The following is a 25,273-nucleotide window of genomic DNA, read 5'->3' on the forward strand; positions in this document are numbered from 1 at the left end:
CTGGTCTTTTATACTGGAATACGGCTTCCCGACATACTGCAAGTGGGAAGCCGAAAAAGTTACTGTTGCCCCGCCCAGACAACCATCACTTTATCATTGCCATGTTCACGGACAAATCCATAACCTTGTTTCAGTGGCAATGTGGTCTGCTTACCCGCGCCAATCGCTGGATGGTGGGCGCGGAACTGACCGAGGCGTTGCCAGTGCGCAACGCTGGCGGCAGATTTACCGCTAACATCCTGCCAGTTCATATCCGAGCGTGTGCCTTGCAGCGGATCTGAGCCGGTGGCTCCGAACGGACGCGAGGATTCATCGCCATAAAAGATTTGCACCGCACCTGGCGCTAATAGCAATAACTCTGCTGCTTTGTCGCCTCCTTCGCGGAACAGGCGGGTATCATGCGAGGAGAGATAGCTCAACACGTTGAAATCCTGCAATTTATCTGCCATTTGCTGCCAGGTGGTATCCATCTGCGCCAGACAATCGACGGCTTTCGCCGCCTGTTCCTGATAATCGAAGTTGATCATCGCATCGAAGCCGTGGCGATAGTAGTCACTTTGCATCACGCCATGACCCCAGGCTTCGCCGGTCATCCAGAAAGGTTTGTCATCTAATGCTTTATCGGGATTCGCTTTTTTCCATTCGCTAAGTGCGGCGCTGGCCTGAGTTTTCAGTTGCTGCCAGGCGGGCAACTCAACATGTTTGGCAGTGTCGACCCGAAAACCATCAATCCCGTAGTCGCGAACCCACTGGCTTAACCAGTGAGTTAAATAATCGCGCGGCGTATAGCCATCGATGGCTTTAGCGTGGGTATCCGGTTTGTTTTTATAGAACACCGGCAGACCTGAAGCGGTGGTAGATTCGGTCTTTATATCCGGTAAAAAGGCCAGCGACATGGTGAGATCGTCGAATCCAGGATTGTCGTAATCTCCAATATCCGTTCTGACCCAGTTTTTCCCCCACCATTTATCCCACCCTGTTTTGTCGCTGAAATTAATGTAATCGTTAAAACTATGCCAGGTTTGCCCGGCGGCGGGTTTCCAGTCGCTCCAGCGGTCACCCAGCGTTTTTTTCAGCTCATCACCAGAAATATATAACGCGCCAAACTGATACTCCTGCATATCCGCCAGCGTGGCATAACCGGTATGGTTCATCACCACATCAAAGAGAATACGAATACCGCGCTGGTGCGCGCTATCAACCAGCGTCCGTAGATCGGCTTCGTTGCCCATATTTGCATCAAGATTCGTCCAGTCCTGTGTGTAATAACCGTGGTAGGCATAATGCGGGAAATCGCCTTTTGTACCACCGCCTACCCAGCCGTGAATTTGCTCAAATGGGGCGCTGATCCATAGGGCATTGACGCCGAGCTGCTGGAGATAATCCAGTTTGTTGGTCAGGCCGCGTAAATCGCCGCCGTGAAAAGTGCCAATTTCCGCCATACCGTCTTTATGACGACCGTAGCTCTGGTCATTGCTGAGATCGCCGTTTTCGAAACGGTCTGTCAGCACAAAGTAAACGGTGGCGTTATGCCAGTCGAAAGGGGCAGAGGTGCCAGTTTCTGCCCGTTCCAGCAGTAGCAAGCCGTTACTGGTGGCGGCAGGTTGTAACGTTATTTGACCGTTTTTCACCGTCGCGATTTGTTGGCTGTAATAATCACGGATTGCCGCACCTTCCGGGAAAGTGGCACTGACATCAAGCGTAAGTGGTCGTCCATCCCATTTCGGGCATTCACGGATTGGGGTTGCTACTGGTTCGGCGGTGTTTGGGATCGAAATCATCAACGTTGGCGTGCCGGAGCGGGTGTCGATTTGCAGCTTATATTCGCCAGCTCTGAACAATCGCCATTGTGGCGGTGTGTTATCGCAAGGTTGCAGGGAAAGCATCTGATTGAGTTTTATCGCATTCACTGGTTGCCAGCACTGTTGGTCAAAATTTAGCGTTAGTGGACGCGTACTTTTAGCCAGCTTAGCGTGGCTGACAAATGTTCCTGTCCCCTGTTCGGTAAAGATGGGGAACCCCTGCGAAGTCCAGTTGGCGGCAACGGCAAAGCCGGGAAGGAGTGTCAGAAAACAGGCGGCAAGTTTCATGGCGGGTGAGTCCTTATTGCTGCGATTTAAGACAGTTTGCCAGCGAATAGCCAGACAAAGCTCATCCCTGAATAGTAAGTCCACAGGATGAGAAGCAGGGGTGAGCGATCGCGCGCAAAAAACGGCTGAATTTTGCGATAAAATCCACATTTTCTGCGATCTTGCACCAATCTGAACCATTACCACGTGACATAGTTTCAGATTTGGACTATTCCTTGGGGTGCGCTTGACCGCTATTTTTGATATGATTTGAGATTCAACTCTCAAATTTGGGAAAAATATTACTCTAAATCATTCGAGTTGCAGGACAAAACACCAATGGCGTTTTGAACAGCGTTTACGCAGTACAGGCAACTTGAAGTATGACGAGTATAAGGTGTTTGAATGATTAAATCCGATCAGGAGACCTGATGATTTTGACTCCCATACGACGATATGGGGCGATGATTCTTATGTTACTCACTCTGGTGTTTTCGAGTGAGGTGTTAGCGAAGACGCACACGACAACAACGAGTCAAAAGTCCCACTTAACTAAAGCTAGTAATAAACAGGTAAGCAGTAAACAAGAGTATTCTCGCAATAGTGCAAAGAGCAGTTCACTTCCTGATTTGCGAAAATACCCTTCCGGAACACCAAGAAAAAAAGCGTTTCTCCGGACTGTAATGCCCTATATTACCAGCCAAAATGCTGCCATTACGGCGGAACGTAACTGGCTGATTTCAAAACAGTACCAGGGGCAATGGTCGCCTTCAGAGCGTGCACGTCTACAAGACATTGCCAAACGCTATAAGGTGAAGTGGTCCGGTAATACGCGAAAAATCCCGTGGAATACGCTACTCGAACGTGTAGACATTATCCCGACCAGTATGGTAGCGACGATGGCTGCCGCAGAAAGCGGTTGGGGAACGTCGAAGCTGGCGCGTAGCAACAACAACCTGTTCGGCATGAAGTGCATGAAAGGGCGTTGTACCAATGCGCCGGGTAAAGTGAAGGGGTACTCTCAGTTCAGTTCTGTAAAAGAATCGGTGAGCGCCTATGTCACTAACCTGAATACGCATCCGGCTTACGCTTCTTTCCGCAAATCACGTGCACAATTGCGTAAAGCGGATCAGGAAGTTACCGCCACAGCGATGATTCATAAGCTGAAAGGTTATTCCACGAAAGGGCAGAGCTATAACAACTACCTGTTCGCGATGTACCAGGATAACCAGCGGTTAATTGCCGCGCATATGTAATTGCATTCCCTTGAGCCTTATCCGGCTTGTTGGTCGGATAGGGCTTTTGCTCGCATCAGGTGGTTGTGCTGAATTGCCTGATGCGACGCTGGCGCGTCTTATCATGCCTGGCGGGTAGGTCGGATAAGGCGTTCACGCCGCATCCGACAACCACGAAATGTTGCCAGGCGGATTTTCCCCTTCCGCTACAGCATTACCTCGCTATTTACATCGCGATACTCTTTTGGCGTCGTGTCATACGCTTTTTTAAAAACAGAGTAGAAGTATTGCAGCGATGGATAACCGCACATTTGCGATATCTCATTGATCGACAAGGTAGTAGAAATCAGCAGGCTGCGCGCTTTCTCCAGCTTTTCGGCATGAATCATGGCGTGAATAGTTTCACCCACTTCTTCTTTAAACCGTTTCTCAAGATTAGATCGCGATATGCCCACCGCATCCAGAACCTGATCCACTTTAATTCCTTTGCAGGCATGATTGCGGATGTAATGCATGGCCTGAATAACGGCGGGATCGGTCAGCGAACGGTAATCCGTTGAACGCCGTTCGATGACACGGACTGGCGGAACCAAAATCCGCTGCAACGGCATCTCTTCTTTATCTAATAAGCGATGCAAAAGTTTTGCCGCCTGATAGCCCATTTGTCGGGCGCCCTGGGCGACAGAAGAGAGGGCGACACGCGAAAGATAGCGGGTCAATTCTTCGTTATCTATGCCAATCACGCATAATTTTTCCGGTACGGGGATGTGCAGATGCTCGCATACTTGCAGAATATGCCGCGCCCGGGCGTCAGTGACGGCAATAATTCCTGTTTGCGGTGGCAGCGTTTGCAGCCAGTCTGCCAGCCGATTTTGCGCGTGTTGCCAGTTCTCTGGTGCGGTTTCCAGCCCCTGATAAACCACACCTCGGTACTTCTCTTCAGCCACAAGCTGGCGAAAGGCATACTCGCGTTCGGCGGCCCAGCGTTTGCCGCTCGGCTCTGGCAGACCATAAAAAGCAAAGCGGTTAACGCCTTTCTCTTTTAAATGCAAAAATGCGCTTTCAACCAGCGCGTAGTTATCGGTGGCAATGTAATGTACGGGCGGATAGCTTTCTGCCAGGTGATACGAGCCACCAACGCCAACAATAGGGACGTTGACATCAGCCAATGCTTGCTCGATTTGTTTATCGTCGAAGTCGGCGATGACGCCATCTCCTAACCAGTCCTTGATTTTATCAATGCGGGCGCGGAAATCTTCTTCAATGAAAATATCCCATTCCGATTGCGACGCCTGTAAATATTCCCCTACACCTTCTACTACTTGACGGTCATAGGCTTTATTAGCATTGAACAGCAACGTGATGCGATGACGTTTAGTAAACATGGTTCTTTTCCTGCTGAATCATGTAAAAACTCAAAACCGGTAATACGTTACCGGCTTTGAGAAAATTTTTATCAAAGTCAGGAACGGCGTTTGGTTGCGGAGTCCATCCATACTGCCAGCAACAGAATCGCACCTTTGACGATATACTGCCAGAAGGTCGGTACATCCATCATACTCATACCGTTATCTAGTGAAGCCATGATGAATGCCCCCATTACTGCTCCGGCAACACTTCCCACACCGCCTGCCAGACTAGTACCACCAATCACGCATGCTGCAATCGCGTCCAGCTCGGCGATATTCCCCGCAGAAGGTGAACCAGCGCCAAGTCGAGAACTAAGAATTAACCCGGCGATGGCTACCATCAAACCGTTGATAGCAAACACAGCAAGTTTTGTTCGTTCAACGTTAATCCCGGATAGCCGTGCCGCTTCCAGATTACCGCCAATAGCGTAAATGCGTCGCCCAAAAGCTGTCCGTGTTGCCATAAACATTCCACCGAGTAACAGCAACGTCAGCAGTAGAACAGGAGTAGGAACGCCACGGTAATCATTTAGCAGCCAGATTGCGCCTAAAACAATAATAGCCGTTAATGCCTGGCGACCGACCACCGCTGTAGATGCCGGAGACTGCAAACCCAAAGCCTGACGGCGCATTCTTCCGCGCCATTGCCAGCCGACAAAAGCCATTAAACCAAGCGCGCCGATGATGAAACCGGTACTTGCTGGTAGATAGCTTTGCCCAATTTGTGACATCGCGGCGCTGGTGGGGGAAACGGTCGTGCCGTTGGTGATACCAATAAGGATGCCGCGAAATGCCAACATGCCTGCCAGGGTGACAATAAATGACGGGACTTTGCGGTACGCGACCCACCACCCATTCCACGCTCCGAGAAGCAGCCCCAGAACCAATGTCACAATGATAGTGAGCGGCAGCGGCCAGCCCAACCAAACGTCGCAGATAGCGGCGACCCCGCCTAATAGCCCCATCATGGAGCCGACCGAGAGGTCGATTTCAGCAGAAATTATGACGAACACCATACCTACCGCGAGAATGCCGGTAATTGCGGTCTGGCGCAGCAGGTTGGAAACGTTACGGGCGCTTAAGTAGGCGCCATCGGTGGTCCAGGTAAAGAACAGCATGATTGCGATGATCGCTGCAATCATCACGAAGACCTGTAAATTCAGTGGCTTAAGCCAAGAAAAGCCACCGGATGTCGGTACGGCTAATTTCACTTCAGACGGATTGCTTTTCGACATGATGTTCGCTCCTCAATGCGGCTTCCATCACCTGCTCCTGAGTCAGGTTATGATTTATCAGGTTGGCTTTTAGTTCTCCTTCATGCATCACCAGCACACGATCGCTAAGGCCGAGTACTTCAGGTAATTCAGAAGAGATGACAATAACGGCAATACCTTGCTGGACGAGTTGGTTAATTAATTTGTAGATCTCGTATTTCGCGCCAATATCGATACCCCTGGTGGGTTCATCAAGAATGAGAATGCGCGGGTTAAGTAATAGACAGCGAGCGAGGATCGCTTTTTGCTGATTGCCGCCGCTCAAACGTCCAATAGCAAGGTCGGGGGACGACGTTTTAACTTTGAGTTGCTGGATGGATTCCAGAATACATTTTTGCTCTGCGGCATCATCAAGCTGGCTGATCCCTCCGGTAAATTTATTGAGTGCGGCGAGGGTAATATTTTTACCAACTGCCATTACCGGAACGATGCCATCGCGCTTTCTGTCTTCTGGCACCATCGCAATACCCTGGGCGATCGCTTGCTGGCAGTTGCGAATATCCACCTGTTTGCCGTCAATATAGATTTTCCCTTCCCACTGTCCGGGCCAAACGCCAAACAGGCATTGAATGGTTTCGGTACGCCCGGCGCCGACCAGTCCGGCAATACCCAGTATTTCACCGCGTTTCAGAGAAAAAGAGACATCGTTAACCCGTTTAATATGGCGATTAACCGGATGCCACGCCGTCAAGTGCTCAATACGTAATATTTCATCACCCGTGATATGCGGTTCGTTAGGGTAAAGTGCCGTTAATTCTCGCCCTACCATCATAGTGATAATATCGTCTTCGCTCATTCCGGCTGCATCACGTGTTCCTATATGCTGACCGTCGCGAATAACGCAAATCGTATCGGAAATTGCTTTAACTTCGTTGAGTTTGTGCGAAATATAGATACAGGCGATACCGTGTTGTTGCAGATCGCGAATAATATCCAGTAAAACCGTGGTTTCCAGCTCGGTTAATGAGGCTGTCGGTTCATCGAGAATTAATAAACGCACCTGCTTATTTAGCGCCTTGGCAATTTCAACCAGTTGTTGTTGCCCAAGCCCTAAATCGCCAACGCGGGTATCGGGTGAAATGGATAAACTGACCTGTGCTAATAGCTTCTGGCAGCGTAGCGTCATCTGGTCATAATCCATAATCCCATTGTGGGTTATTTCGTTACCCAAGAAGATATTTTCCAACACGGTCAATTCTTTCACCAGGGCTAATTCCTGGTGAATGATGGCGATGCCTTTGCGTTCGGTATCGCGGATGTGACTTGCCTGAATCTCTTCGCCAGCAAAAATAATTTCGCCTTCGTAGGAGCCATGAGGATAAATTCCACACAGCACTTTCATCAGCGTTGATTTACCAGACCCATTTTCCCCACAGAGTGAGACGATTTCGCCAGCGTTTAGCCGCAAGCTGACGTTATCTATCGCCTTCACGGTGCCGAAGGTTTTGGTAATGTTCTTCATTTCAAGTAGATAAGACATAACGACTCCACCTAAGCCAATCAGTTCACGCGGCATGGAGAGAAATCACGCCCCGGTCAGCGCCGGGGCGTGATGCTTAAAGCTCGCTCTCTTTGTGGAATCCGTCTTTAATTACCGTATCTTTGATGTTGTTTTTATTAACATCGATTGGTGTCAGCAGGCGGGATGGAACATCTTTCAGACCATTATTCAGTGTGGTATCTGCTTTTGGTTCCTGACCATTGCCCAACTCAACGGCAATTTCTGCGGCAGTATTTGCCAACAACGTAATGGGTTTATACACCGTCATAGTTTGCGTACCGGCAGCAATACGTTTTATGCCCGCGAGATCCGCATCCTGGCCGGAAATTGCCACTTTGCCTGATAAACCTTGAGCACTTAATGCCTGAATCGCCCCGCCAGCGGTAGCATCGTTTGAGGCAACAACCGCATCAATTTTGTTATTGTTGGCAGTTAGCGCATTTTCCATAATTTTCAGCGCATTTTCTGGTAACCAGCCATCAACCCATTGGTCGCCAACGACTTTAATTTTTCCTGAGTCAACATAAGGTTTTAATACTTTCATTTGCCCGGCGCGGAATAGCTTGGCGTTGTTATCGACCGGGGAGCCACCCATCAGGAAATAATTGCCTTGTGGGACGATATCAACCAGGGCTTTTGCTTGCAGTTCGCCGACTTTTTCATTATCGAAAGAAATATAAAAATCGATATCTGCATCATTAATCATGCGGTCGTAAGCTAATACTTTTATACCTTCTTGTTTGGCTTCTTTTACAACGTTACTTAATACCTGACCGTTATACGGAATAATGACAAGAACGTCGACGCCCCGGTTAATCATGTTTTCAATCTGCGACATTTGGGTTTCTTCATTGCCATTCGCAGATTGTACAAATACTTTTGCACCGAGAGATTCTGCTTTTTTAACAAAGATATCCCGATCCTTTTGCCAGCGTTCAAGACGGAGATCATCAATCGCCATTCCTATTTTTACTTCTTTGGCGTGCGCCGCGACGTTAGTAAGCAGAAGTGAGGTGCAAAGGGTGAGTAAAATGTTCTTTATTTTCATGATTCAGAGGCCTTCTGTTGTTAGAGGACAGCTTAAAAAAGTAACAATCACCGCGATAAACGTAACCAATTTTTAGCAACTAAACAGGGGAAAACAATTACAGATTTTTATCTTTCGATTACGATTTTTGGTTTATTTCTTGATTTATGACAGAGATCTTACTTTTGTTGATTAATTGTACTTGTTGCATTTTTCTATTCGAGAAATCACCCGGTTTCATCATTCCATATTATTTTTGCGAGCGAGCGCACACTTGTGAATTATCTCAATAGCAGTGTGAAATAACATAATTGAGCAACTGAAAGGGAGTGCCCAATATTACGACATCATCCATCACACGCGGCATTACCTGATTATGGAGTTCATTATGCAAGCCTATTTTGACCAGCTCGATCGCGTTCGTTATGAAGGTCCGAAATCCTCTAACCCGTTAGCATTCCGTCATTACAACCCCGACGAACTGGTGTTGGGCAAGCGTATGGAAGACCACTTGCGTTTTGCCGCCTGCTACTGGCACACCTTCTGCTGGAACGGGGCGGACATGTTTGGCGTGGGCGCGTTTAATCGTCCGTGGCAGCAGCCTGGCGAAGCCCTCGCGCTGGCGAAGCGTAAAGCCGATGTCGCATTCGAGTTTTTCCACAAACTACATGTGCCGTTTTATTGCTTCCATGACGTGGATGTTTCCCCGGAAGGCTCATCGTTAAAAGAGTACATCAATAACTTTGCGCAAATGGTCGATGTGCTGGCTGGCAAGCAAGAAGAGAGCGGCGTGAAACTGCTGTGGGGAACAGCCAACTGCTTTACTAACCCTCGCTATGGCGCAGGCGCGGCGACGAATCCAGATCCCGAAGTCTTTAGCTGGGCAGCTACACAAGTTGTTACCGCGATGGAAGCAACGCATAAACTGGGTGGTGAAAACTATGTGCTGTGGGGCGGTCGTGAAGGTTATGAAACTCTGTTGAATACCGATCTTCGTCAGGAGCGTGAACAGCTTGGTCGCTTTATGCAGATGGTGGTTGAGCATAAACATAAAATCGGTTTCCAGGGCACGCTGCTTATCGAACCGAAACCGCAAGAACCGACCAAACATCAATATGATTACGATGCCGCAACGGTTTACGGCTTCCTGAAACAGTTTGGCCTGGAAAAAGAGATTAAACTGAATATTGAAGCGAACCACGCGACGCTTGCGGGTCACTCTTTCCACCATGAAATTGCCACAGCCATTGCGCTTGGTCTGTTCGGTTCTGTCGATGCTAACCGTGGCGACGCGCAACTGGGCTGGGATACTGACCAGTTCCCGAACAGCGTGGAAGAGAACGCGCTGGTAATGTATGAAATCCTCAAAGCAGGTGGTTTCACGACCGGTGGTCTGAACTTTGATGCCAAAGTACGTCGTCAGAGCACTGATAAATACGATCTGTTCTACGGTCATATTGGGGCGATGGATACGATGGCGCTGTCACTGAAAATTGCAGCCCGCATGATTGAAGACGGCGAACTGGATAAACGCGTAGCACAACGTTATTCCGGCTGGAATAGTGAACTGGGTCAGCAAATCCTGAAAGGTCAAATGTCATTGGCTGATTTAGCAAAATATGCTCAGGACAACAATCTGGCGCCGGTGCATCAGAGTGGACGCCAGGAGCAACTGGAAAATCTGGTAAATCATTATCTGTTCGACAAATAACGGCTAATTGTGCAGTCCGCAAGCCCGGTTATCGGTAGCGATACCGGGCATTTTTTTAAGGAACAATCGCTATGTATATCGGGATAGATCTTGGCACATCGGGCGTAAAAGTTATTTTGCTCAACGAGCAAGGTGAAGTGGTCGCTTCGCAAACGGAAAAACTAACCGTTTCGCGTCCGCATCCACTCTGGTCGGAGCAAGATCCGGAACAGTGGTGGCTGGCGACTGGTCGCGCGATGAAAATCCTGGGTGAACAGCATTCTCTGCGAGACGTTAAAGCATTGGGTATTGCCGGGCAAATGCATGGTGCTACTTTACTTGATGCTCAGCAGCGGGTGCTACGTCCCGCCATTTTGTGGAACGACGGGCGCTGCGCGGAGGAGTGTGCTTTGCTGGAAGCGCGAGTTCCGCAGTCGCGGAATATTACAGGCAACCTGATGATGCCCGGATTTACCGCGCCTAAATTACTGTGGATTCAGCGAAATGAGCCAGAGATATTCCTTCAGGTAGACAAAGTATTATTGCCGAAAGATTATTTGCGTCTGCGGATGACGGGAGAATTCGCCAGTGATATGTCTGATGCAGCCGGCACCATGTGGCTGGATGTCGCAAAGCGTGACTGGAGCGATGTTATGCTGGAGGCTTGCCAGTTATCTCGAGCTCAGATGCCAGCATTATACGAAGGCAGCGAAATTACCGGCACTTTGCTACCTGAGGTTGCAAAAGCGTGGGGAATGAATGCAGTGCCGGTTGTTGCGGGCGGCGGCGATAATGCGGCTGGCGCGGTTGGTGTGGGTATGGTTGATGCCAACCAGGCAATGTTATCGCTGGGGACTTCAGGCGTTTATTTTGCGGTGAGCGAAGGTTTCCTAAGTAAGCCGGAAAGTGCCGTACACAGCTTTTGCCATGCTTTACCTGAGCGTTGGCATTTAATGTCGGTGATGCTGAGTGCGGCGTCGTGTCTGGACTGGGCGACGAAATTAACCGGTCTGAGCGATGTCCCCGCTTTAATTGCCGCAGCTCAGCAGGCCGATGAGAATGTCGATCCTGTCTGGTTTTTGCCTTATCTTTCCGGCGAGCGCACGCCGCACAATAATCCACAGGCAAAGGGCGTTTTCTTCGGTCTGACCCATCAACACGGCCCCGCAGAACTGGCTCGCGCGGTACTGGAAGGCGTGGGGTATGCGTTGGCGGATGGCATGGATGTCGTACATGCCTGTGGCATTCAACCGCAAAGCATTACACTGATTGGTGGCGGAGCGCGTAGCGAGTACTGGCGTCAGATGCTGGCGGATATTAGCGGTCAGCAACTGAATTACCGCACGGGGGGGGATGTGGGGCCAGCATTAGGCGCAGCAAGACTGGCACAGATTGCGGTAAATCCAGATAAATCTCTCATTGAGTTGTTGCCGCAACTTCCTTTAGAACAGTCGCATCTGCCGGATGCGCAGCGTTATACCGCTTATCAGCCACGACGTGAAACGTTCCGTCGCCTCTATCAGCAACTTCTGCCGCTAATGGCATAATATTTCCCCCTGCCTTATGTGGCGGGGGATAATCTCCATCTATATATATTTAGAATATATTAATTTTTTATATGAATTTATTCTGAAAATCATTTGTTAATGGCATTTTTCAGTTTTGTCTTTCGTTGGTTACTCGTAATGTATCGCAGGTAGATATGGAGATCGTTATGAAAACCTCAAAGACTGTAGCAAAACTATTATTTGTGGTCGGGGCGCTGGTTTATCTGATTGGATTATGGATCTCATGTCCATTGTTAAGTGGCAAAGGCTATTTTCTTGGCGTGTTAATGACGGGGACTTTTGGTAACTATGCATATCTGCGCGCAGAAAAACTTGGGCAACTGGATGATTTGTTTATCCGCATCTGCCAGTTGGTAGCGTTAATCACCATCGGTCTCTTGTTTATCGGTGTTTTAAACGCACCTATCAATGCTTATGAAATGGTGATCTACCCCATCGCCTTTTTTGTCTGCTTGTTTGGTCAAATGCGAGTATTTCGCTCGGCATAAAGCTCTTAAGCTTCAGGAATGAAAGGAAGTCAGTGATGGAAAACAAAATATCAACCTATTCTCCGGCATTCAGTATTGTGTCATGGATAGCTCTCGTTGGTGGTATCGTTACCTATCTGTTAGGGCTATGGAATGCAGAGATGCAGTTAAATGAAAAAGGATATTATTTTGCCGTACTGGTATTAGGACTGTTTTCTGCAGCGTCTTATCAAAAGACCGTTCGGGACAAGTATGAAGGCATACCGACCACCTCCATTTATTATATGACCTGCCTGACTGTGTTTATTATCTCTGTTGCATTACTGATGGTAGGTCTGTGGAATGCGACGTTATTACTCAGCGAAAAAGGCTTCTATGGTCTGGCCTTCTTTTTAAGCTTGTTTGGTGCAGTAGCGGTGCAGAAAAATATCCGTGATGCTGGGATCAACGCACCAAAAGAAACGATGGCTGCGCAGGAAGAATATAGCGAATAATCTACGTAAGCCCGGTCAGTCCAGTGTGACCGGGCTTTTACTTAACTTACTAATCTGTTTTTATCGATTCGTTGTACCAGTACAGAAAGCAACAAGCTTGCTGCCAGCGTCGCGCAAAAGATCCAAATAATATCCAGTATTGGCCAGCTTTTAAGCTCAATACCACTGGTGCGCAGCGCATGGATAATCAACGCGTGGAACCCGTATATACCCAGAGAATGACGGGATATCAGTCCAAGCCCGCTAACAGTACGCGTATCCAGTGTATTTTTTACCAGAGTCAGTAACGCAATTGCGCAGATAAAAACCATCGGACCACAGTAAAGATACCAGGTATCAGCAAAGTTTCCGCGCCACTGTAATTCATATAATGTCCCACGAGATATAATAAATACCCCGGCGATAAACAGTGCGGCGCTCATCCACGACAGTGGCTTGTGTTGCGTGTCCATCATCCCAATGGCGCGGCCCAACATGCCATACAGGATGTAGTAAAAAGTATCGCCATTGATATATAAGTTAATTGGTAGCCATTCAAAACCGTCGATCTTCTGTGGCACTGTGTTTGGGTTGGCGATGATGCCAATCACCACCATTAGCACCAACAACATTTTACCGCCGACGTGCTTTACCTGAATCAGCGGCGAAACCAGATAAATCACCGCAATCGCGAAGAAAAACCATAAATGATAAAACACCGGCTTTTGTAGCAGGTTTTTCAGCGATATCTCCACATTGATGGAAGTAAACAGTGCAATGTAGAGCAGTGCGACAGTGCTATAAAACAGCAGGCATAAGCCGATACGTAAGAAATGGCGCAGCTGGGCGCTGCGTTCGCCAAAAAAGAGATAGCCGGAAATCATGAAAAATAGCGGTACGCTGACACGAGAGGCAGAATTTAGAATATTCGCGATATCCCAGGTGATGGGGCTAACACTATGGGCATTGGTCACATACCAGGTAGTGGTGTGAATCATCACCACCATTAAACACGCTATCCCTCGCAGGTTATCAATCCAGTAAATTTTGGGCTGCATCTGTGTCTCTGTATCTGGTTAAAAAAAGTCTGACTGATAAATCATTCGGTTGGTGCACTGGAATAATCTGAGTTTTATCACTACAGCTTATAGAGGCTTGAGGAAATTCGTAAGATATCAGCCACTATACCGATATAAATAATAAGACTCACCTGCAAACCAGACGGTAATTTAATGATGATGAACTCTTTCTTTCCGGTAATGGCGCTTATGGTGTTAGTAGGATGCTCAACAACGCCACCCGTACAGAAAGCACAACGGGTAAAAGTTGATCCGCTGCGTTCGTTGAATATGGAAGCCTTATGCAAGGATCAGGCAGCAAAACGTTATAACACCGGCGAGCAAAAAATCGACGTCACCGCATTTGAACAGTTCCAGGGGAGTTACGAAATGCGCGGCTATACCTTTCGGAAAGAGCACTTTGTCTGTTCTTTTGACGCGGATGGCCATTTTTTGCATCTTTCCATGCGTTAAGCCCTGCTTTTTCCCGTTTCGTACTGTATATCTTCCATCCAGCGGGTATACTGATCCCTTCCTTTAAATCCACACGTATCCAGCACGAAATAATATGCAAAAGTTTGATACCAGGACCTTCCAGGGCTTGATCCTGACCTTACAGGATTACTGGGCTCGCCAGGGCTGCACCATTGTTCAACCATTGGACATGGAAGTCGGCGCGGGAACCTCTCACCCAATGACCTGTCTGCGCGCGCTGGGGCCAGAACCGATGGCGGCTGCTTATGTCCAGCCTTCTCGTCGCCCGACCGATGGTCGCTACGGCGAAAACCCCAACCGCTTACAGCATTACTATCAGTTCCAGGTGGTGATTAAGCCATCGCCGGACAATATCCAGGAGCTGTACCTCGGTTCTCTGAAAGAGCTGGGCATGGACCCGACTATCCACGATATTCGTTTCGTGGAAGATAACTGGGAAAACCCGACGCTGGGTGCCTGGGGGCTGGGCTGGGAAGTGTGGCTGAACGGCATGGAAGTGACGCAGTTCACTTACTTCCAGCAGGTTGGTGGTCTGGAGTGTAAACCGGTTACCGGCGAGATCACCTATGGTCTGGAACGTCTGGCGATGTACATTCAGGGCGTAGACAGCGTTTACGACCTGGTCTGGAGCGACGGCCCGCTGGGTAAAACCACTTATGGCGACGTGTTCCATCAGAACGAAGTGGAGCAGTCCACTTATAACTTCGAATACGCGGACGTGGACTTCCTGTTCACCTGCTTCGAGCAGTACGAGAAAGAAGCGCAGCAGCTGCTGGCGCTGGAAAATCCGCTGCCGCTGCCTGCCTACGAGCGTATTCTGAAAGCCGCCCACAGCTTCAACCTGCTGGATGCGCGTAAAGCCATCTCCGTCACTGAGCGTCAGCGTTATATTTTGCGCATTCGCACCCTGACCAAAGCAGTGGCAGAAGCATACTACGCTTCCCGTGAAGCCCTCGGCTTCCCGATGTGCAACAAAGATAAGTAAGAGGCGGCTATGTCTGAGAAAACTTTTCTGGTGGAAATCGGCACTGAAGAGCTGCCACCAAAAGCACTGCGCAGCCTGGCTGAGTCCTTTGCTGCGAACTTTACTGCGGAGCTGGATAACGCTGGCCTCGCACACGGCACCGTTCAATGGTTTGCGGCTCCGCGTCGTCTGGCGCTGAAAGTGGCTAACCTGGCGGAAGCCCAGCCTGACCGTGAAATCGAAAAACGCGGCCCGGCGATTGCCCAGGCTTTCGACGCCGAAGGCAAACCGAGTAAAGCAGCAGAAGGCTGGGCGCGTGGTTGCGGGATCTCCGTTGACCAGGCCGAGCGTCTGACTACTGACAAAGGCGAATGGCTACTGTATCGCGCTCATGTGAAGGGCGAAAGCACCGAGGCACTTGTTCCGAACATGGTAGCCACTTCGCTGGCGAAACTACCGATCCCGAAACTGATGCGCTGGGGCGCGTCTGACGTGCACTTCGTGCGTCCGGTGCACACCGTAACTTTGCTGCTGGGCGATAAAGTCATTCCGGCAACCATTCTGGGTATTCAGTCCGATCGCGTAATTCGTGGACATCGCTTTATGGGTGAGCCGGAAATTACCATCGACAATGCCGATCAGTATCCGGAAATTCTGCGTGAGCGCGGTAAAGTCATCGCCGATTACGAAGAGCGTAAGGCGAAGATTAAAGTCGATGCTGAAGAAGCGGCGCGTAAGATTGGTGGTAATGCTGACTTAAGCGAAAGCCTTCTGGAAGAAGTGGCTTCGCTGGTTGAATGGCCGGTTGTTCTGACCGCGAAATTCGAAGAGAAATTCCTCGCTGTGCCGTCTGAAGCACTGGTTTATACCATGAAAGGTGACCAGAAATACTTCCCGGTGTATGCGAACGACGGCAAACTGCTGCCGAACTTTATCTTCGTTGCCAACATTGAGTCGAAAGATCCGCAGCAAATTATCTCTGGTAACGAGAAAGTCGTTCGTCCACGTCTGGCTGATGCCGAGTTCTTCTTCAACACCGACCGTAAAAAACGTCTTGAAGATAACCTGCCGCGCCTGCAAACCGTGCTGTTCCAGCAACAGCTGGGGACGCTGCGCGATAAAACTGACCGCATTCAGGCTCTGGCTGGCTGGATCGCTGAACAGATTGGCGCTGACGTTAACCACGCAACTCGTGCTGGGCTGCTGTCCAAGTGTGACCTGATGACCAACATGGTCTTTGAGTTCACCGACACCCAGGGCGTTATGGGTATGCACTACGCGCGTCATGATGGTGAAGCGGAAGATGTCGCGGTGGCGCTGAACGAGCAGTATCAACCGCGCTTTGCCGGTGATTCCCTGCCGTCTAACCCGGTAGCCTGTGCGCTGGCGATTGCTGACAAGATGGATACCCTGGCGGGCATCTTCGGTATTGGTCAGCATCCGAAAGGTGATAAAGACCCGTTTGCGCTGCGTCGTGCGGCGCTGGGCGTGCTGCGTATTATCGTTGAGAAGAACCTCAATCTTGATCTGCAAACGCTGACCGAAGAAGCTGTGCGCTTGTACGGTGATAAGCTGACTAACGCCAATGTGGTGGATGACGTTATCGACTTTATGCTCGGTCGCTTCCGCGCCTGGTATCAGGACGAAGGTTACACCGTCGACACCATCCAGGCGGTACTGGCGCGTCGTCCGACTCGTCCGGCAGATTTTGATGCCCGCATGAAGGCGGTATCGCACTTCCGTACCCTGGAAGCAGCGGCAGCACTGGCGGCGGCGAACAAGCGTGTATCTAACATTCTGGCGAAATCAGACGAAGTGCTGAGCGATCGCGTGAATGCCTCCACCCTGAAAGAGCCGGAAGAAATTAAACTGGCGATGCAGGTAGTTGTATTGCGCGACAAGCTGGAGCCGTACTTCGCAGAAGGTCGTTATCAGGATGCGCTGGTCGAACTGGCTGAGTTGCGTGAACCGGTTGATGCCTTCTTCGATAAAGTGATGGTAATGGTCGATGACAAAGAACTACGTATCAACCGTCTGACCATGCTGGAAAAACTGCGCGAATTATTCCTGCGTGTAGCGGATATTTCTTTACTGCAGTAATAACTCCTTTATTAAAAAGTCTGCCAGATGGCAGACTTTTTTTTCACTAAATAATACAGCTACCTTTAATAATCTTCTGCTGAATAAAAATCATCTCATATATTAATTTTATGATATTTTTTTCGGAATTTATTAAGGAGAGGAAAAGAGGTTATTACGCTAAAATAAGTCTGGGTGCTTGAGACTGTTTGTCTCAGGTATTTACCAAAAGGCAGACAGAGAAAAGCCCCACCTGACTATAAATCAAAGTGAGGCTGCCCTATGCCTGAACACCATAAGGTTAGCCTCTTACTCGTTGGAAATCAACACAGGAGGCTGGGAATGCCGCAGAAATATAGATTGCTTTCTTTAATAGTGATTTGTTTCACGCTTTTATTTTTCACTTGGATGATAAGAGATTCACTGTGTGAATTGCATATTAAACAGGGAAGCTATGAGCTGGCGGCATTTTTAGCCTGCAATTTGAAAGAGTAAGAGTCTTTGGCGGGAAATTATTCCCGCCTTTCTTACGGCGTTGCGCATTCTCATTGCACCCAAATTTATTCTTTATAAAAATAATAATAGATTGTATTACGCGATCGATTATTTATTTCCTGAAATAACAAATAAAAAAATCCCCGCCAATTGGCAGGGATCTTAGATTCTGTGCTTTTAAGCAGAGATTACAGGCTGGTTACGTTACCAGCTGCCGGGCCTTTAGCGCCGCTTTCGATGGTGAAGGACACTTTCTGACCTTCGTCCAGAGATTTGTAACCATCGTTCTGGATAGCAGAGAAGTGTACGAACACGTCTTTAGAGCCATCGTCAGGAGTGATGAAGCCGAAGCCTTTGTCAGCGTTGAACCATTTTACGATACCAGTCATTTTACCGGACATAGTGTATTACCTTTAATAATTAAGTGTGCCTTTCGGCGATATGGCGTGCTTTACAGATTTTGAAGCGTTAAAGGAATGTGCACTACGAGGGGTATCAACGATAACTCTTGAAGGGACTTGCCTTACTACACTGCTTTAATGGTCTGTACGTCAAACCGTTGATGTGCATTAAGCCACGCATTGAATGGTGATGCAACAATTATTTTCCATATTTATGATTAATTGGTCGGAAAACGGTCCTGTCATCAGGACCGTAAACATCAATACAGTGGATAAAAGTCTATTCCATCAACTGTTTACTTAATGCTGGGTTGGCCTGGATCAGGCGCATCAATTTTAGTTCGGCACTGGAAGGCTTTACGCGTCTGGACTCCCATTCTTTCACCATGGCTACTGATACGCCCAAAACCCGGGCGAAATCATCAATTTTTAACCCTGTCCCTTTACGTAATTGCTCGATTTCGGTACAAGGCGTTGTTCTGTGCGTCAGGGTAATCTTTTGCGTTTCATCTTTAAAAACAATTTGTTCCAGGCTACTCAACAGCTCATGCATTGGATCTTTATATTCCATTGAAAACTCCTCAAATCACACTGCGGGATCGTGAATTTCATCGAAGCTCATTAAGAATAGTCGGGAAAAGCAGACACAGCGGGGAGAAACCCGTGAGTGATTTAAGTATGATTCGATTCAGCTACTAAGTTGCCGTGACTTATAGTCGTCTAACGATATGATTAATGCCGAAATATTTCTCAGCGTCCTGGGATTGTAAAGATTCCGAAAATTTGGCCTACCAAGAGAAGGGATGAGCTGACCACAAAAACGCAATAGCAATGTCTGTTTTTAACAATAAAACAACAAATTAACTCTTCTTCATTTTCTACATCATTTTCCCAGGAAGATTATGCATAAAGGGTATCCTGTAAGCCTGTCCTGGACTATCCTTGTCAGCGTCAGACACGCGTGTGTCGTTGTGCGCTTTTTTTGGGTGAAAGGAGTAAGAAAATGGCGACAGGAAAGTCCTGCTCTCGCTGGTTTGCGCCTCTTGCGGCGTTATTAATGGTAGTTAGCCTGAGTGGGTGTTTTGATAAAGAAGGCGATCAGCGTAAAGCGTTTATCGACTTCCTGCAGAATACAGTGATGCGTAGCGGTGAACGTCTACCAACCCTGACTGCCGATCAGAAAAAACAGTTTGGTCCTTTTGTCTCTGATTACGCGATCCTGTATGGCTATTCCCAACAGGTTAATCAGGCGATGGATTCCGGTCTGCGTCCGGTTGTAGACAGCGTTAACGCGATTCGCGTACCACAGGATTACGTCACGCAAAGTGGTCCACTGCGTGAAATGAACGGATCTCTTGGCGTACTGGCGCAACAATTGCAAAATGCGAAGTTGCAGGCCGATGCTGCGCACTCTGCGCTAAAACAGACCGATGACCTGAAACCGGTCTTTGATCAGGCATTCACTAAAGTAGTGACGACCCCAGCTGATGCGTTGCAACCGCTGATTCCGGCGGCTCAAACGTTCACGCAGCAACTGGTGATGGTGGGGGACTACATCGCTCAACAAGGTACTCAGGTGAGCTTTGTCGCGAATGGCATCCAGTTCCCGACTTCACAGCAGGCGAGTGAATATAACAAACTGATTGCGCCATTACCGGCACAGCATCAGGCGTTTAATCAGGCCTGGACCACGGCAGTCACTGCAACCCAATAAAGAGTAAAAGCCCGAACGGTTATCGGGCTTTTCTCCACGCAGTCGCGGCTTAGTCCGCGACGTGCGGATTCACACAGTTCTTCTCAACCTTCCCCTGCAACGCATTAATCAAATTATCCACGGCACAGGCAGCCATGCCATAACGCGTCTCATGGGTGGCTGAACCAATATGTGGTACTGCAACGACATTTGTCATTGAGAGCAACGGCGAATCTACTGGCAATGGCTCTTGTTCGAAGACATCCAGACCAGCGGCGTGAATTTCCCCTTTCTGCAACGCCGCAATCAGTGCATTTTCGTCAACTACCGGCCCACGCCCTGCATTAATGAAAATGGCGGAGGATTTCATTTTGGCGAATTGTTCTGCGCCAAACAGGTGATGAGTTTCTTCAGTTAGCGGCAGGATCAGGCAAACGAAATCTGATTCTTGTAACAGCGTATCCAGATCGCAGTAGCGGGCGTTAAAGCGTTCCTCTGCTTCTTTATGGTGGCGGCGCGCGTTATAGAGAATTGGCATATTGAAGCCAAAGTGCGCGCGCTGTGCCAGGGCCATGCCGATCCGTCCCATCCCGACAATGCCCAGTGTTTTATGGTGAACGTCAACGCCGTACCAGTCCGGGCCGATATTGGCGGTCCATTCGCCAGCTTTTACGCGTTCCGCCACTTCCACAATCCGACGCGCTGTACACAGCACCAGCGCCATCAGCGTATCGGCGACGGTTTCCGTTAACACGGTTGGCGTATGCATCAGCAGGATTTTTCGAGCGTTAAGCGCATCGACGTCGAAATTGTCATAGCCGACGGAGACAGTTGAAGTGGCACGCAGTTTTGGCATTTTTTCCAGTAATGCGGCATCAACATTCTCGTTTGAACCCAGTAAACCTTCAGCTTCGGCAAAAATCGCCGCGTTTTGTTCAATGGTTTGTGGATTGAGGTCTGCTACCTGGTGAACGGTGAAATGCTCTTGCAGGCGTTGCAGTAGATCATCAGGTAAGGCTTTGTAGAGGATAACGGACGGCTTCATTCTTCTCTCCATTCACTGATAAGGCGATCACCTTAGCCTGAAATATGATGAAGGAAAACTGAAGAATGCCAGGTGATTTCTGCATCACCCGGCATGAAAGGGATTAGAGCGGGCTTAAAGTGATTTCTACACGGCGGTTTTGCGCCTTACCTTCAGCGGTGCTGTTGCTGGCGATCGGATTAGCCGGGCCAAGACCCTGAGTACGGATGCGGCTGGCGTCCACACCTTGGGTGATCAACGCGCTGGCAACGGAATCCGCACGCTGCTGGGAGAGACGCATGTTCAGGTCGTGACCACCCGTGCTGTCGGTATAACCAATCACGTTAACTGCCGTTTTTGGGTACTCTTTCAGCACCATTGCCACGCCAGTCAGCGTGTTAGCACCGGCCGGTTTAAGGGTCGCGCTGCTGCTGTCAAAGGTCACATTGTTCGGCATGTTAAGGATAATGTTGTCCCCGCTGCGGGTTACGCTAACGCCGGTGCCGCGCATTTTGTCACGCAGCTTCGCTTCCTGTACATCCATATAATAACCAACGCCACCGCCCAGTGCCGCGCCTGCTGCTGCGCCAATCAGCGCGCCTTTACCGCGATCTTTCTTCGAAGAAGAGAGCGCGCCAATACCCGCGCCAACGAGAGAGCCCAGACCTGCGCCGATAGCAGATTTGCCTGCTTCACGTTCGCCGGTGTAAGGGTTAGTTGTACAGCCAGATACCGCCAGAGCGCCGCTCACGACGGCAGCAATAAGATAAACACGTTTCTTCATTGTTAATCCTTAATAACCTTTTTATTCTTGTTCACGGGTGCCGTGGCGGGAGATTATGCCGTGTGAACATGAAGATTATTCCTGGGAATACTCGGAAATTTGTAAGTAATATTTAACTGCCCAATACATCTAACCTTTCAGGAGCCTTCGGTTTGGCCAATTCATCCTCACGTTATTCCGTTCTGACTGCCGCCCACTGGGGACCCATGCTGGTTGAAACCGACGGTGAAACAGTTTTTAGCTCGCGTGGCGCGTTAGCGACAGAGCTGGAAAACTCCTTGCAGAGCGCGGTTCGCGACCAGGTTCACAGCAATACGCGGGTACGATTTCCAATGGTGCGCAAAGGCTTTCTCGCGTCACCAGAAAACCCGCAAGGCATTCGTGGGCAGGATGAATTTGTTCGCGTGAGTTGGGATGAGGCGCTGGATCTTATTCACCATCAACATAAACGTATTCGTGAGGCTTATGGCCCAGCATCGATTTTTGCTGGTTCCTACGGCTGGCGTTCAAATGGCGTCTTGCATAAAGCGTCAACTTTATTACAACGCTATATGGCGCTGGCAGGCGGTTATACCGGGCATCTGGGGGATTATTCGACCGGCGCGGCACAGGCGATCATGCCGTATGTCGTGGGGGGCAGCGAAGTTTATCAACAGCAAACCAGTTGGCCGCTGGTGCTGGAACATAGTGATGTCGTGGTGTTGTGGAGTGCTAACCCTCTCAATACGCTGAAAATTGCGTGGAATGCATCCGATGAGCAGGGGCTTTCTTACTTTTCTGCATTGCGTGACAGCGGGAAAAAGCTGATCTGCATTGATCCAATGCGATCGGAAACCGTCGATTTCTTTGGCGATAAAATGGAGTGGATAGCCCCCCATATGGGCACGGATGTTGCGCTAATGCTGGGGATCGCCCATACGCTGGTGGAAAATGACTGGCACGACGAAGAGTTTCTGGCGCGTTGCACCACGGGTTATGACGTCTTCGCCTCCTATTTGCTGGGCGAGAAAGACGGAATAGCGAAAACTGCCGAATGGGCGGCGGAGATTTGCGGCATTCCACCCGAGAAGATTCGCGAGCTGGCGGCTATTTTCCACCAAAACACTACGATGCTGATGGCGGGATGGGGAATGCAGCGCCAACAGTTTGGTGAGCAAAAACACTGGATGATCGTCACGCTGGCGGCAATGTTGGGGCAAATCGGCACACCCGGCGGCGGCTTTGGCCTTTCTTACCATTTTGCCAATGGCGGCAATCCGACCCGCCGCGCTGCGGTGCTCTCTTCCATGCAAAGTAGTTTGCCCGGCGGCACCGATGCGGTAGATAAAATCCCCGTTGCCCGTATTGTTGAAGCATTAGAAAACCCCGGTGGCACATATCAACACAACGGTATGAACCGACATTTCCCGGATATTCGTTTTATCTGGTGGGCGGGTGGTGCCAACTTTACCCACCATCAGGATACCAATCGTCTGATTCACGCCTGGCAAAAACCAGAGCTGGTGGTGATCTCCGAATGCTTCTGGACGGCGGCGGCAAAACACGCTGATATCGTTCTCCCTGCGACCACGTCGTTTGAGCGTAATGATCTCACCATGACCGGCGATTACAGCAATCAGCATCTGGTGCCGATGAAACAAGTGGTGCCACCGCGTGGTGAAGCACGTAATGATTTTGATGTTTTTGCTGAATTAAGCGAACGGTGGGAAAAGGGCGGCTACGCGCGATTTACAGAAGGGAAAAGTGAGCTGCAATGGCTGGAAACGTTTTATAACGTCGCCCGGCAGCCTGGGGCAAGTCAGCAGATACAATTGCCACCATTTGATGAGTTCTGGGAAGCCAATCAGTTAATTGAGATGCCGGAAAACCCAGACAGCGAGCGGTTTATTCGCTTCGCTGATTTTCGCCGCGATCCGCAGGCGTATCCGTTAAAAACCGCCAGCGGCAAGATTGAAATCTTCTCACAGCGTATTGCCGATTACGCTTATCCGGATTGCCCAGGGCATCCAATGTGGCTGGAGCCGGACGAATGGCAGGGCAATGCAGAACCGGAACAGTTGCAGATACTTTCTGCTCACCCGGCACATCGTCTGCACAGTCAGCTGAATTACAGTTCCTTGCGCGAATTGTATGCGGTGGCAAATCGTGAACCTGTCACCATTCACCCAGAAGATGCGCGGGCGCGGGGTATACAAGATGGCGATACAGTTCGGGTGTGGAACTCGCGCGGACAAATCCTTGTCGGAGCCGTCATTAGCGAAGGTATTAAACCTGGCGTGATTTGTATTCACGAAGGCGCTTGGCCAGATCTTGATTTATCTGCTGGCGGCATTTGTAAAAATGGTGCGGTTAACGTGCTAACTAAAGACCTTCCCAGCTCGCGGCTGGGGAATGGCTGTGCGGGTAACACGGCGCTGGCATGGCTGGAAAAATATAATGGCCCGGAGCTGTCGCTTACGGCGTTTGATCCGCCTGCCAATCCATAATCCAGGTAGGGAGTTGGGTTTCCTCCTGCCATGCGCAGTCGACAATATGAAACCCCTGCGCATGGTAAAAATCTATCGCCGGTTGGTTTTTTTGATAAACCTCCAGCAACAAATGGGGATGGCGCTGCTGTACATGTTGCATCAGCGCCTTACCAATGCCGCGTCTGATGGCCTTCGGTGCGACAAACATCGCTGCCAGAAACCGGCCCTCCATAATGCTGACAAAACCGAGAAATTCACCATTGTCTTCCCACACCCAGTTTTGCGCGTTGGCTAGATATGCATCACGCACCAGCGGAATGCAGTCACGCCAATAGCTTGTTTCTATAAAGGGATGTCCCCAGCTTGTGCTTTCCAGCCATAACTCCAGAATCGCGGGCAGTTCCGAAAGCAGTGCTTCCCGAATCATGATTTGTTCCCCGGATGGCAACAGCAGCTAACCACATGATCATTCACCAGCCCACATGCCTGCATAAAGGAGTAACAAATTGTCGTGCCAACAAACTTAAAGCCGCGTTTTTTCAGTGCTTTGGAGAGCGCGTCGGAGGCGGGCGTTGAAGTAGGGATTTCGCTCAATGTTCTGGCTTGTGTCACTTGTGGCTGGTGGTTTACGAACGACCAGACAAAGTCGGCAAACGGTTCGCCGTTTTGCTCCATTTGCAGGTAAGCGCGCGCATTGCCGATAATGGCCTGGATTTTTCCACGATGGCGGATAATCCCGGTATCCTGTACCAGTCTTTCGATATCGTCTTCCTGCATTGCCGCGACCTTGACGGGATCAAACTGATGAAAACAAGCGCGATAATTTTCACGTTTTTTGAGGACGGTAATCCAGGATAACCCAGCCTGTTGTCCTTCAAGGCAGATCATTTCGAACAGTTTTTTACTGTCGGTTTCAGGCACTCCCCACTCATTATCGTGGTAGGCAATATAAAGTGGGTCCTGACTCACCCAGCCGCAACGTTCCATACTTTCCCTCGCTATATACCAGACCGTAAAAATTTCAGCCGCTTTTCTTGACGCATCGGTGAAAAAGTCAATATTTAATACAGGGCTACTATGCCCGATATCCTTCATACAA

At 49.4% G+C, this 25,273-nt stretch carries 24 protein-coding genes; 11 read left to right on the forward strand and 13 right to left on the reverse strand.

Annotation, left to right across the window (positions count from 1 at the left end; genetic code table 11):
* Positions 1-59: 59 nt before the first annotated feature.
* Positions 60-2,090, reverse strand: coding sequence for an alpha-amylase (gene malS, locus A7Z06_RS18225; RefSeq protein WP_000761201.1), 2,031 nt, complete (start codon positions 2,088-2,090; stop codon positions 60-62).
* A gap of 410 nt (positions 2,091-2,500) precedes the next feature.
* Between malS and A7Z06_RS18230 the strand changes: the two genes are divergently transcribed.
* Positions 2,501-3,325, forward strand: a complete 825-nt coding sequence (locus A7Z06_RS18230; protein WP_016160045.1) for a protein bax — start codon at positions 2,501-2,503, stop codon at positions 3,323-3,325.
* Positions 3,326-3,510: 185 nt separating this feature from the next.
* On the opposite strand, the gene xylR is transcribed toward A7Z06_RS18230, so the two are convergent.
* The 4 genes from xylR to xylF form a co-directional block, all read right to left on the reverse strand.
* Positions 3,511-4,689, reverse strand: coding sequence for a D-xylose utilization transcriptional activator XylR (gene xylR / locus A7Z06_RS18235; protein ID WP_000494491.1), 1,179 nt, complete (start codon positions 4,687-4,689; stop codon positions 3,511-3,513).
* A gap of 77 nt (positions 4,690-4,766) precedes the next feature.
* Positions 4,767-5,948 carry a xylose ABC transporter permease XylH gene (gene xylH / locus A7Z06_RS18240; RefSeq protein ID WP_000046000.1) on the reverse strand — a complete coding sequence of 394 codons (1,182 nt, stop codon included), beginning with the start codon at positions 5,946-5,948 and terminating at the stop codon, positions 4,767-4,769.
* Complete coding sequence (gene xylG, locus A7Z06_RS18245) at positions 5,926-7,467, reverse strand: D-xylose ABC transporter ATP-binding protein (protein WP_024212363.1); 1,542 nt, start codon at positions 7,465-7,467, stop codon at positions 5,926-5,928. Before xylG ends, xylH begins: the two co-directional genes overlap by 23 nt.
* Positions 7,468-7,543: 76 nt before the next feature.
* On the reverse strand, positions 7,544-8,536 hold the full coding sequence (xylF, locus tag A7Z06_RS18250) for a D-xylose ABC transporter substrate-binding protein (protein WP_000694881.1): 993 nt from the start codon (positions 8,534-8,536) through the stop codon (positions 7,544-7,546).
* A 367-nt stretch (positions 8,537-8,903) separates the two neighbouring features.
* On the opposite strand from xylF, the gene xylA reads away from it, so the two are divergent.
* The 4 genes from xylA (at position 8,904) to yiaA (ending at position 12,734) form a co-directional block, all read left to right on the forward strand.
* Complete coding sequence (gene xylA / locus A7Z06_RS18255) at positions 8,904-10,226, forward strand: xylose isomerase (RefSeq protein WP_001149550.1); 1,323 nt, start codon at positions 8,904-8,906, stop codon at positions 10,224-10,226.
* A gap of 71 nt (positions 10,227-10,297) precedes the next feature.
* Complete coding sequence (gene xylB / locus A7Z06_RS18260) at positions 10,298-11,752, forward strand: xylulokinase (RefSeq protein ID WP_000275353.1); 1,455 nt, start codon at positions 10,298-10,300, stop codon at positions 11,750-11,752.
* Positions 11,753-11,919: 167 nt separating this feature from the next.
* Positions 11,920-12,261, forward strand: a complete 342-nt coding sequence (yiaB, locus tag A7Z06_RS18265) for an inner membrane protein YiaB (RefSeq protein WP_010344952.1) — start codon at positions 11,920-11,922, stop codon at positions 12,259-12,261.
* Positions 12,262-12,296: 35 nt separating this feature from the next.
* Positions 12,297-12,734: an inner membrane protein YiaA gene (gene yiaA, locus A7Z06_RS18270; RefSeq protein ID WP_010344954.1), complete on the forward strand. Its 438-nt coding sequence runs from the start codon at positions 12,297-12,299 to the stop codon at positions 12,732-12,734.
* 41 nt (positions 12,735-12,775) lie between these two features.
* Here yiaA and A7Z06_RS18275 read toward each other — a convergent pair whose 3' ends face one another.
* Positions 12,776-13,771 carry an acyltransferase gene (locus A7Z06_RS18275; RefSeq protein ID WP_105279527.1) on the reverse strand — a complete coding sequence of 332 codons (996 nt, stop codon included), beginning with the start codon at positions 13,769-13,771 and terminating at the stop codon, positions 12,776-12,778.
* Between the two features lie 174 nt (positions 13,772-13,945).
* Between A7Z06_RS18275 and A7Z06_RS18280 the strand changes: the two genes are divergently transcribed.
* The 4 genes from A7Z06_RS18280 (at position 13,946) to hokA (ending at position 17,804) form a co-directional block, all read left to right on the forward strand.
* On the forward strand, positions 13,946-14,245 hold the full coding sequence (locus tag A7Z06_RS18280) for a YsaB family lipoprotein (protein ID WP_000980163.1): 300 nt from the start codon (positions 13,946-13,948) through the stop codon (positions 14,243-14,245).
* Between the two features lie 94 nt (positions 14,246-14,339).
* The gene (gene glyQ / locus A7Z06_RS18285) at positions 14,340-15,251 is read left to right on the forward strand and encodes a glycine--tRNA ligase subunit alpha (RefSeq protein ID WP_001168544.1); all 912 of its coding nucleotides are present in this window, start codon (positions 14,340-14,342) and stop codon (positions 15,249-15,251) included.
* 9 nt (positions 15,252-15,260) lie between these two features.
* Positions 15,261-17,330 carry a glycine--tRNA ligase subunit beta gene (glyS, locus tag A7Z06_RS18290; protein ID WP_001291756.1) on the forward strand — a complete coding sequence of 690 codons (2,070 nt, stop codon included), beginning with the start codon at positions 15,261-15,263 and terminating at the stop codon, positions 17,328-17,330.
* A 321-nt stretch (positions 17,331-17,651) separates the two neighbouring features.
* Positions 17,652-17,804 carry a type I toxin-antitoxin system toxin HokA gene (gene hokA / locus A7Z06_RS18295; protein ID WP_001135738.1) on the forward strand — a complete coding sequence of 51 codons (153 nt, stop codon included), beginning with the start codon at positions 17,652-17,654 and terminating at the stop codon, positions 17,802-17,804.
* On the opposite strand, the gene A7Z06_RS22130 is transcribed toward hokA, so the two are convergent.
* The 3 genes from A7Z06_RS22130 to A7Z06_RS18305 form a co-directional block, all read right to left on the reverse strand.
* On the reverse strand, positions 17,781-17,852 hold the full coding sequence (locus A7Z06_RS22130; RefSeq protein ID WP_212735822.1) for a hypothetical protein: 72 nt from the start codon (positions 17,850-17,852) through the stop codon (positions 17,781-17,783). The genes hokA and A7Z06_RS22130 overlap by 24 nt on opposite strands.
* Positions 17,853-17,992: 140 nt before the next feature.
* Positions 17,993-18,205 (reverse strand): transcription antiterminator/RNA stability regulator CspE, encoded by a 213-nt coding sequence (gene cspE, locus A7Z06_RS18300; RefSeq protein WP_000014594.1) that lies wholly within the window; start codon positions 18,203-18,205, stop codon positions 17,993-17,995.
* A gap of 280 nt (positions 18,206-18,485) precedes the next feature.
* Positions 18,486-18,776 carry an HTH-type transcriptional regulator gene (locus A7Z06_RS18305; protein WP_010344962.1) on the reverse strand — a complete coding sequence of 97 codons (291 nt, stop codon included), beginning with the start codon at positions 18,774-18,776 and terminating at the stop codon, positions 18,486-18,488.
* A 432-nt stretch (positions 18,777-19,208) separates the two neighbouring features.
* Between A7Z06_RS18305 and A7Z06_RS18310 the strand changes: the two genes are divergently transcribed.
* Positions 19,209-19,919 carry a DUF3053 domain-containing protein gene (locus A7Z06_RS18310; RefSeq protein ID WP_000190517.1) on the forward strand — a complete coding sequence of 237 codons (711 nt, stop codon included), beginning with the start codon at positions 19,209-19,211 and terminating at the stop codon, positions 19,917-19,919.
* Positions 19,920-19,968: 49 nt separating this feature from the next.
* Here A7Z06_RS18310 and ghrB read toward each other — a convergent pair whose 3' ends face one another.
* A complete protein-coding gene (ghrB, locus tag A7Z06_RS18315; RefSeq protein WP_000805001.1) occupies positions 19,969-20,943 on the reverse strand; it encodes a glyoxylate/hydroxypyruvate reductase GhrB in 975 nt (324 codons plus the stop codon).
* A gap of 103 nt (positions 20,944-21,046) precedes the next feature.
* Positions 21,047-21,706: an OmpA family lipoprotein gene (locus tag A7Z06_RS18320; protein ID WP_000747625.1), complete on the reverse strand. Its 660-nt coding sequence runs from the start codon at positions 21,704-21,706 to the stop codon at positions 21,047-21,049.
* A 152-nt stretch (positions 21,707-21,858) separates the two neighbouring features.
* On the opposite strand from A7Z06_RS18320, the gene bisC reads away from it, so the two are divergent.
* On the forward strand, positions 21,859-24,192 hold the full coding sequence (gene bisC, locus A7Z06_RS18325) for a biotin sulfoxide reductase (RefSeq protein WP_010344966.1): 2,334 nt from the start codon (positions 21,859-21,861) through the stop codon (positions 24,190-24,192).
* Here bisC and A7Z06_RS18330 read toward each other — a convergent pair.
* Together A7Z06_RS18330 and tag are read right to left on the reverse strand one after the other, a co-directional pair.
* Positions 24,161-24,601, reverse strand: a complete 441-nt coding sequence (locus A7Z06_RS18330; protein ID WP_000617459.1) for an N-acetyltransferase — start codon at positions 24,599-24,601, stop codon at positions 24,161-24,163. The genes bisC and A7Z06_RS18330 overlap by 32 nt on opposite strands.
* A complete protein-coding gene (gene tag, locus A7Z06_RS18335; RefSeq protein ID WP_000438938.1) occupies positions 24,598-25,161 on the reverse strand; it encodes a DNA-3-methyladenine glycosylase I in 564 nt (187 codons plus the stop codon). Before tag ends, A7Z06_RS18330 begins: the two co-directional genes overlap by 4 nt.
* Positions 25,162-25,273 lie beyond the last annotated feature (112 nt).

Origin of the sequence: Escherichia sp. MOD1-EC6819, assembly GCF_002965765.1 — a bacterium.
Lineage (GTDB): Bacteria > Pseudomonadota > Gammaproteobacteria > Enterobacterales > Enterobacteriaceae > Escherichia > Escherichia ruysiae.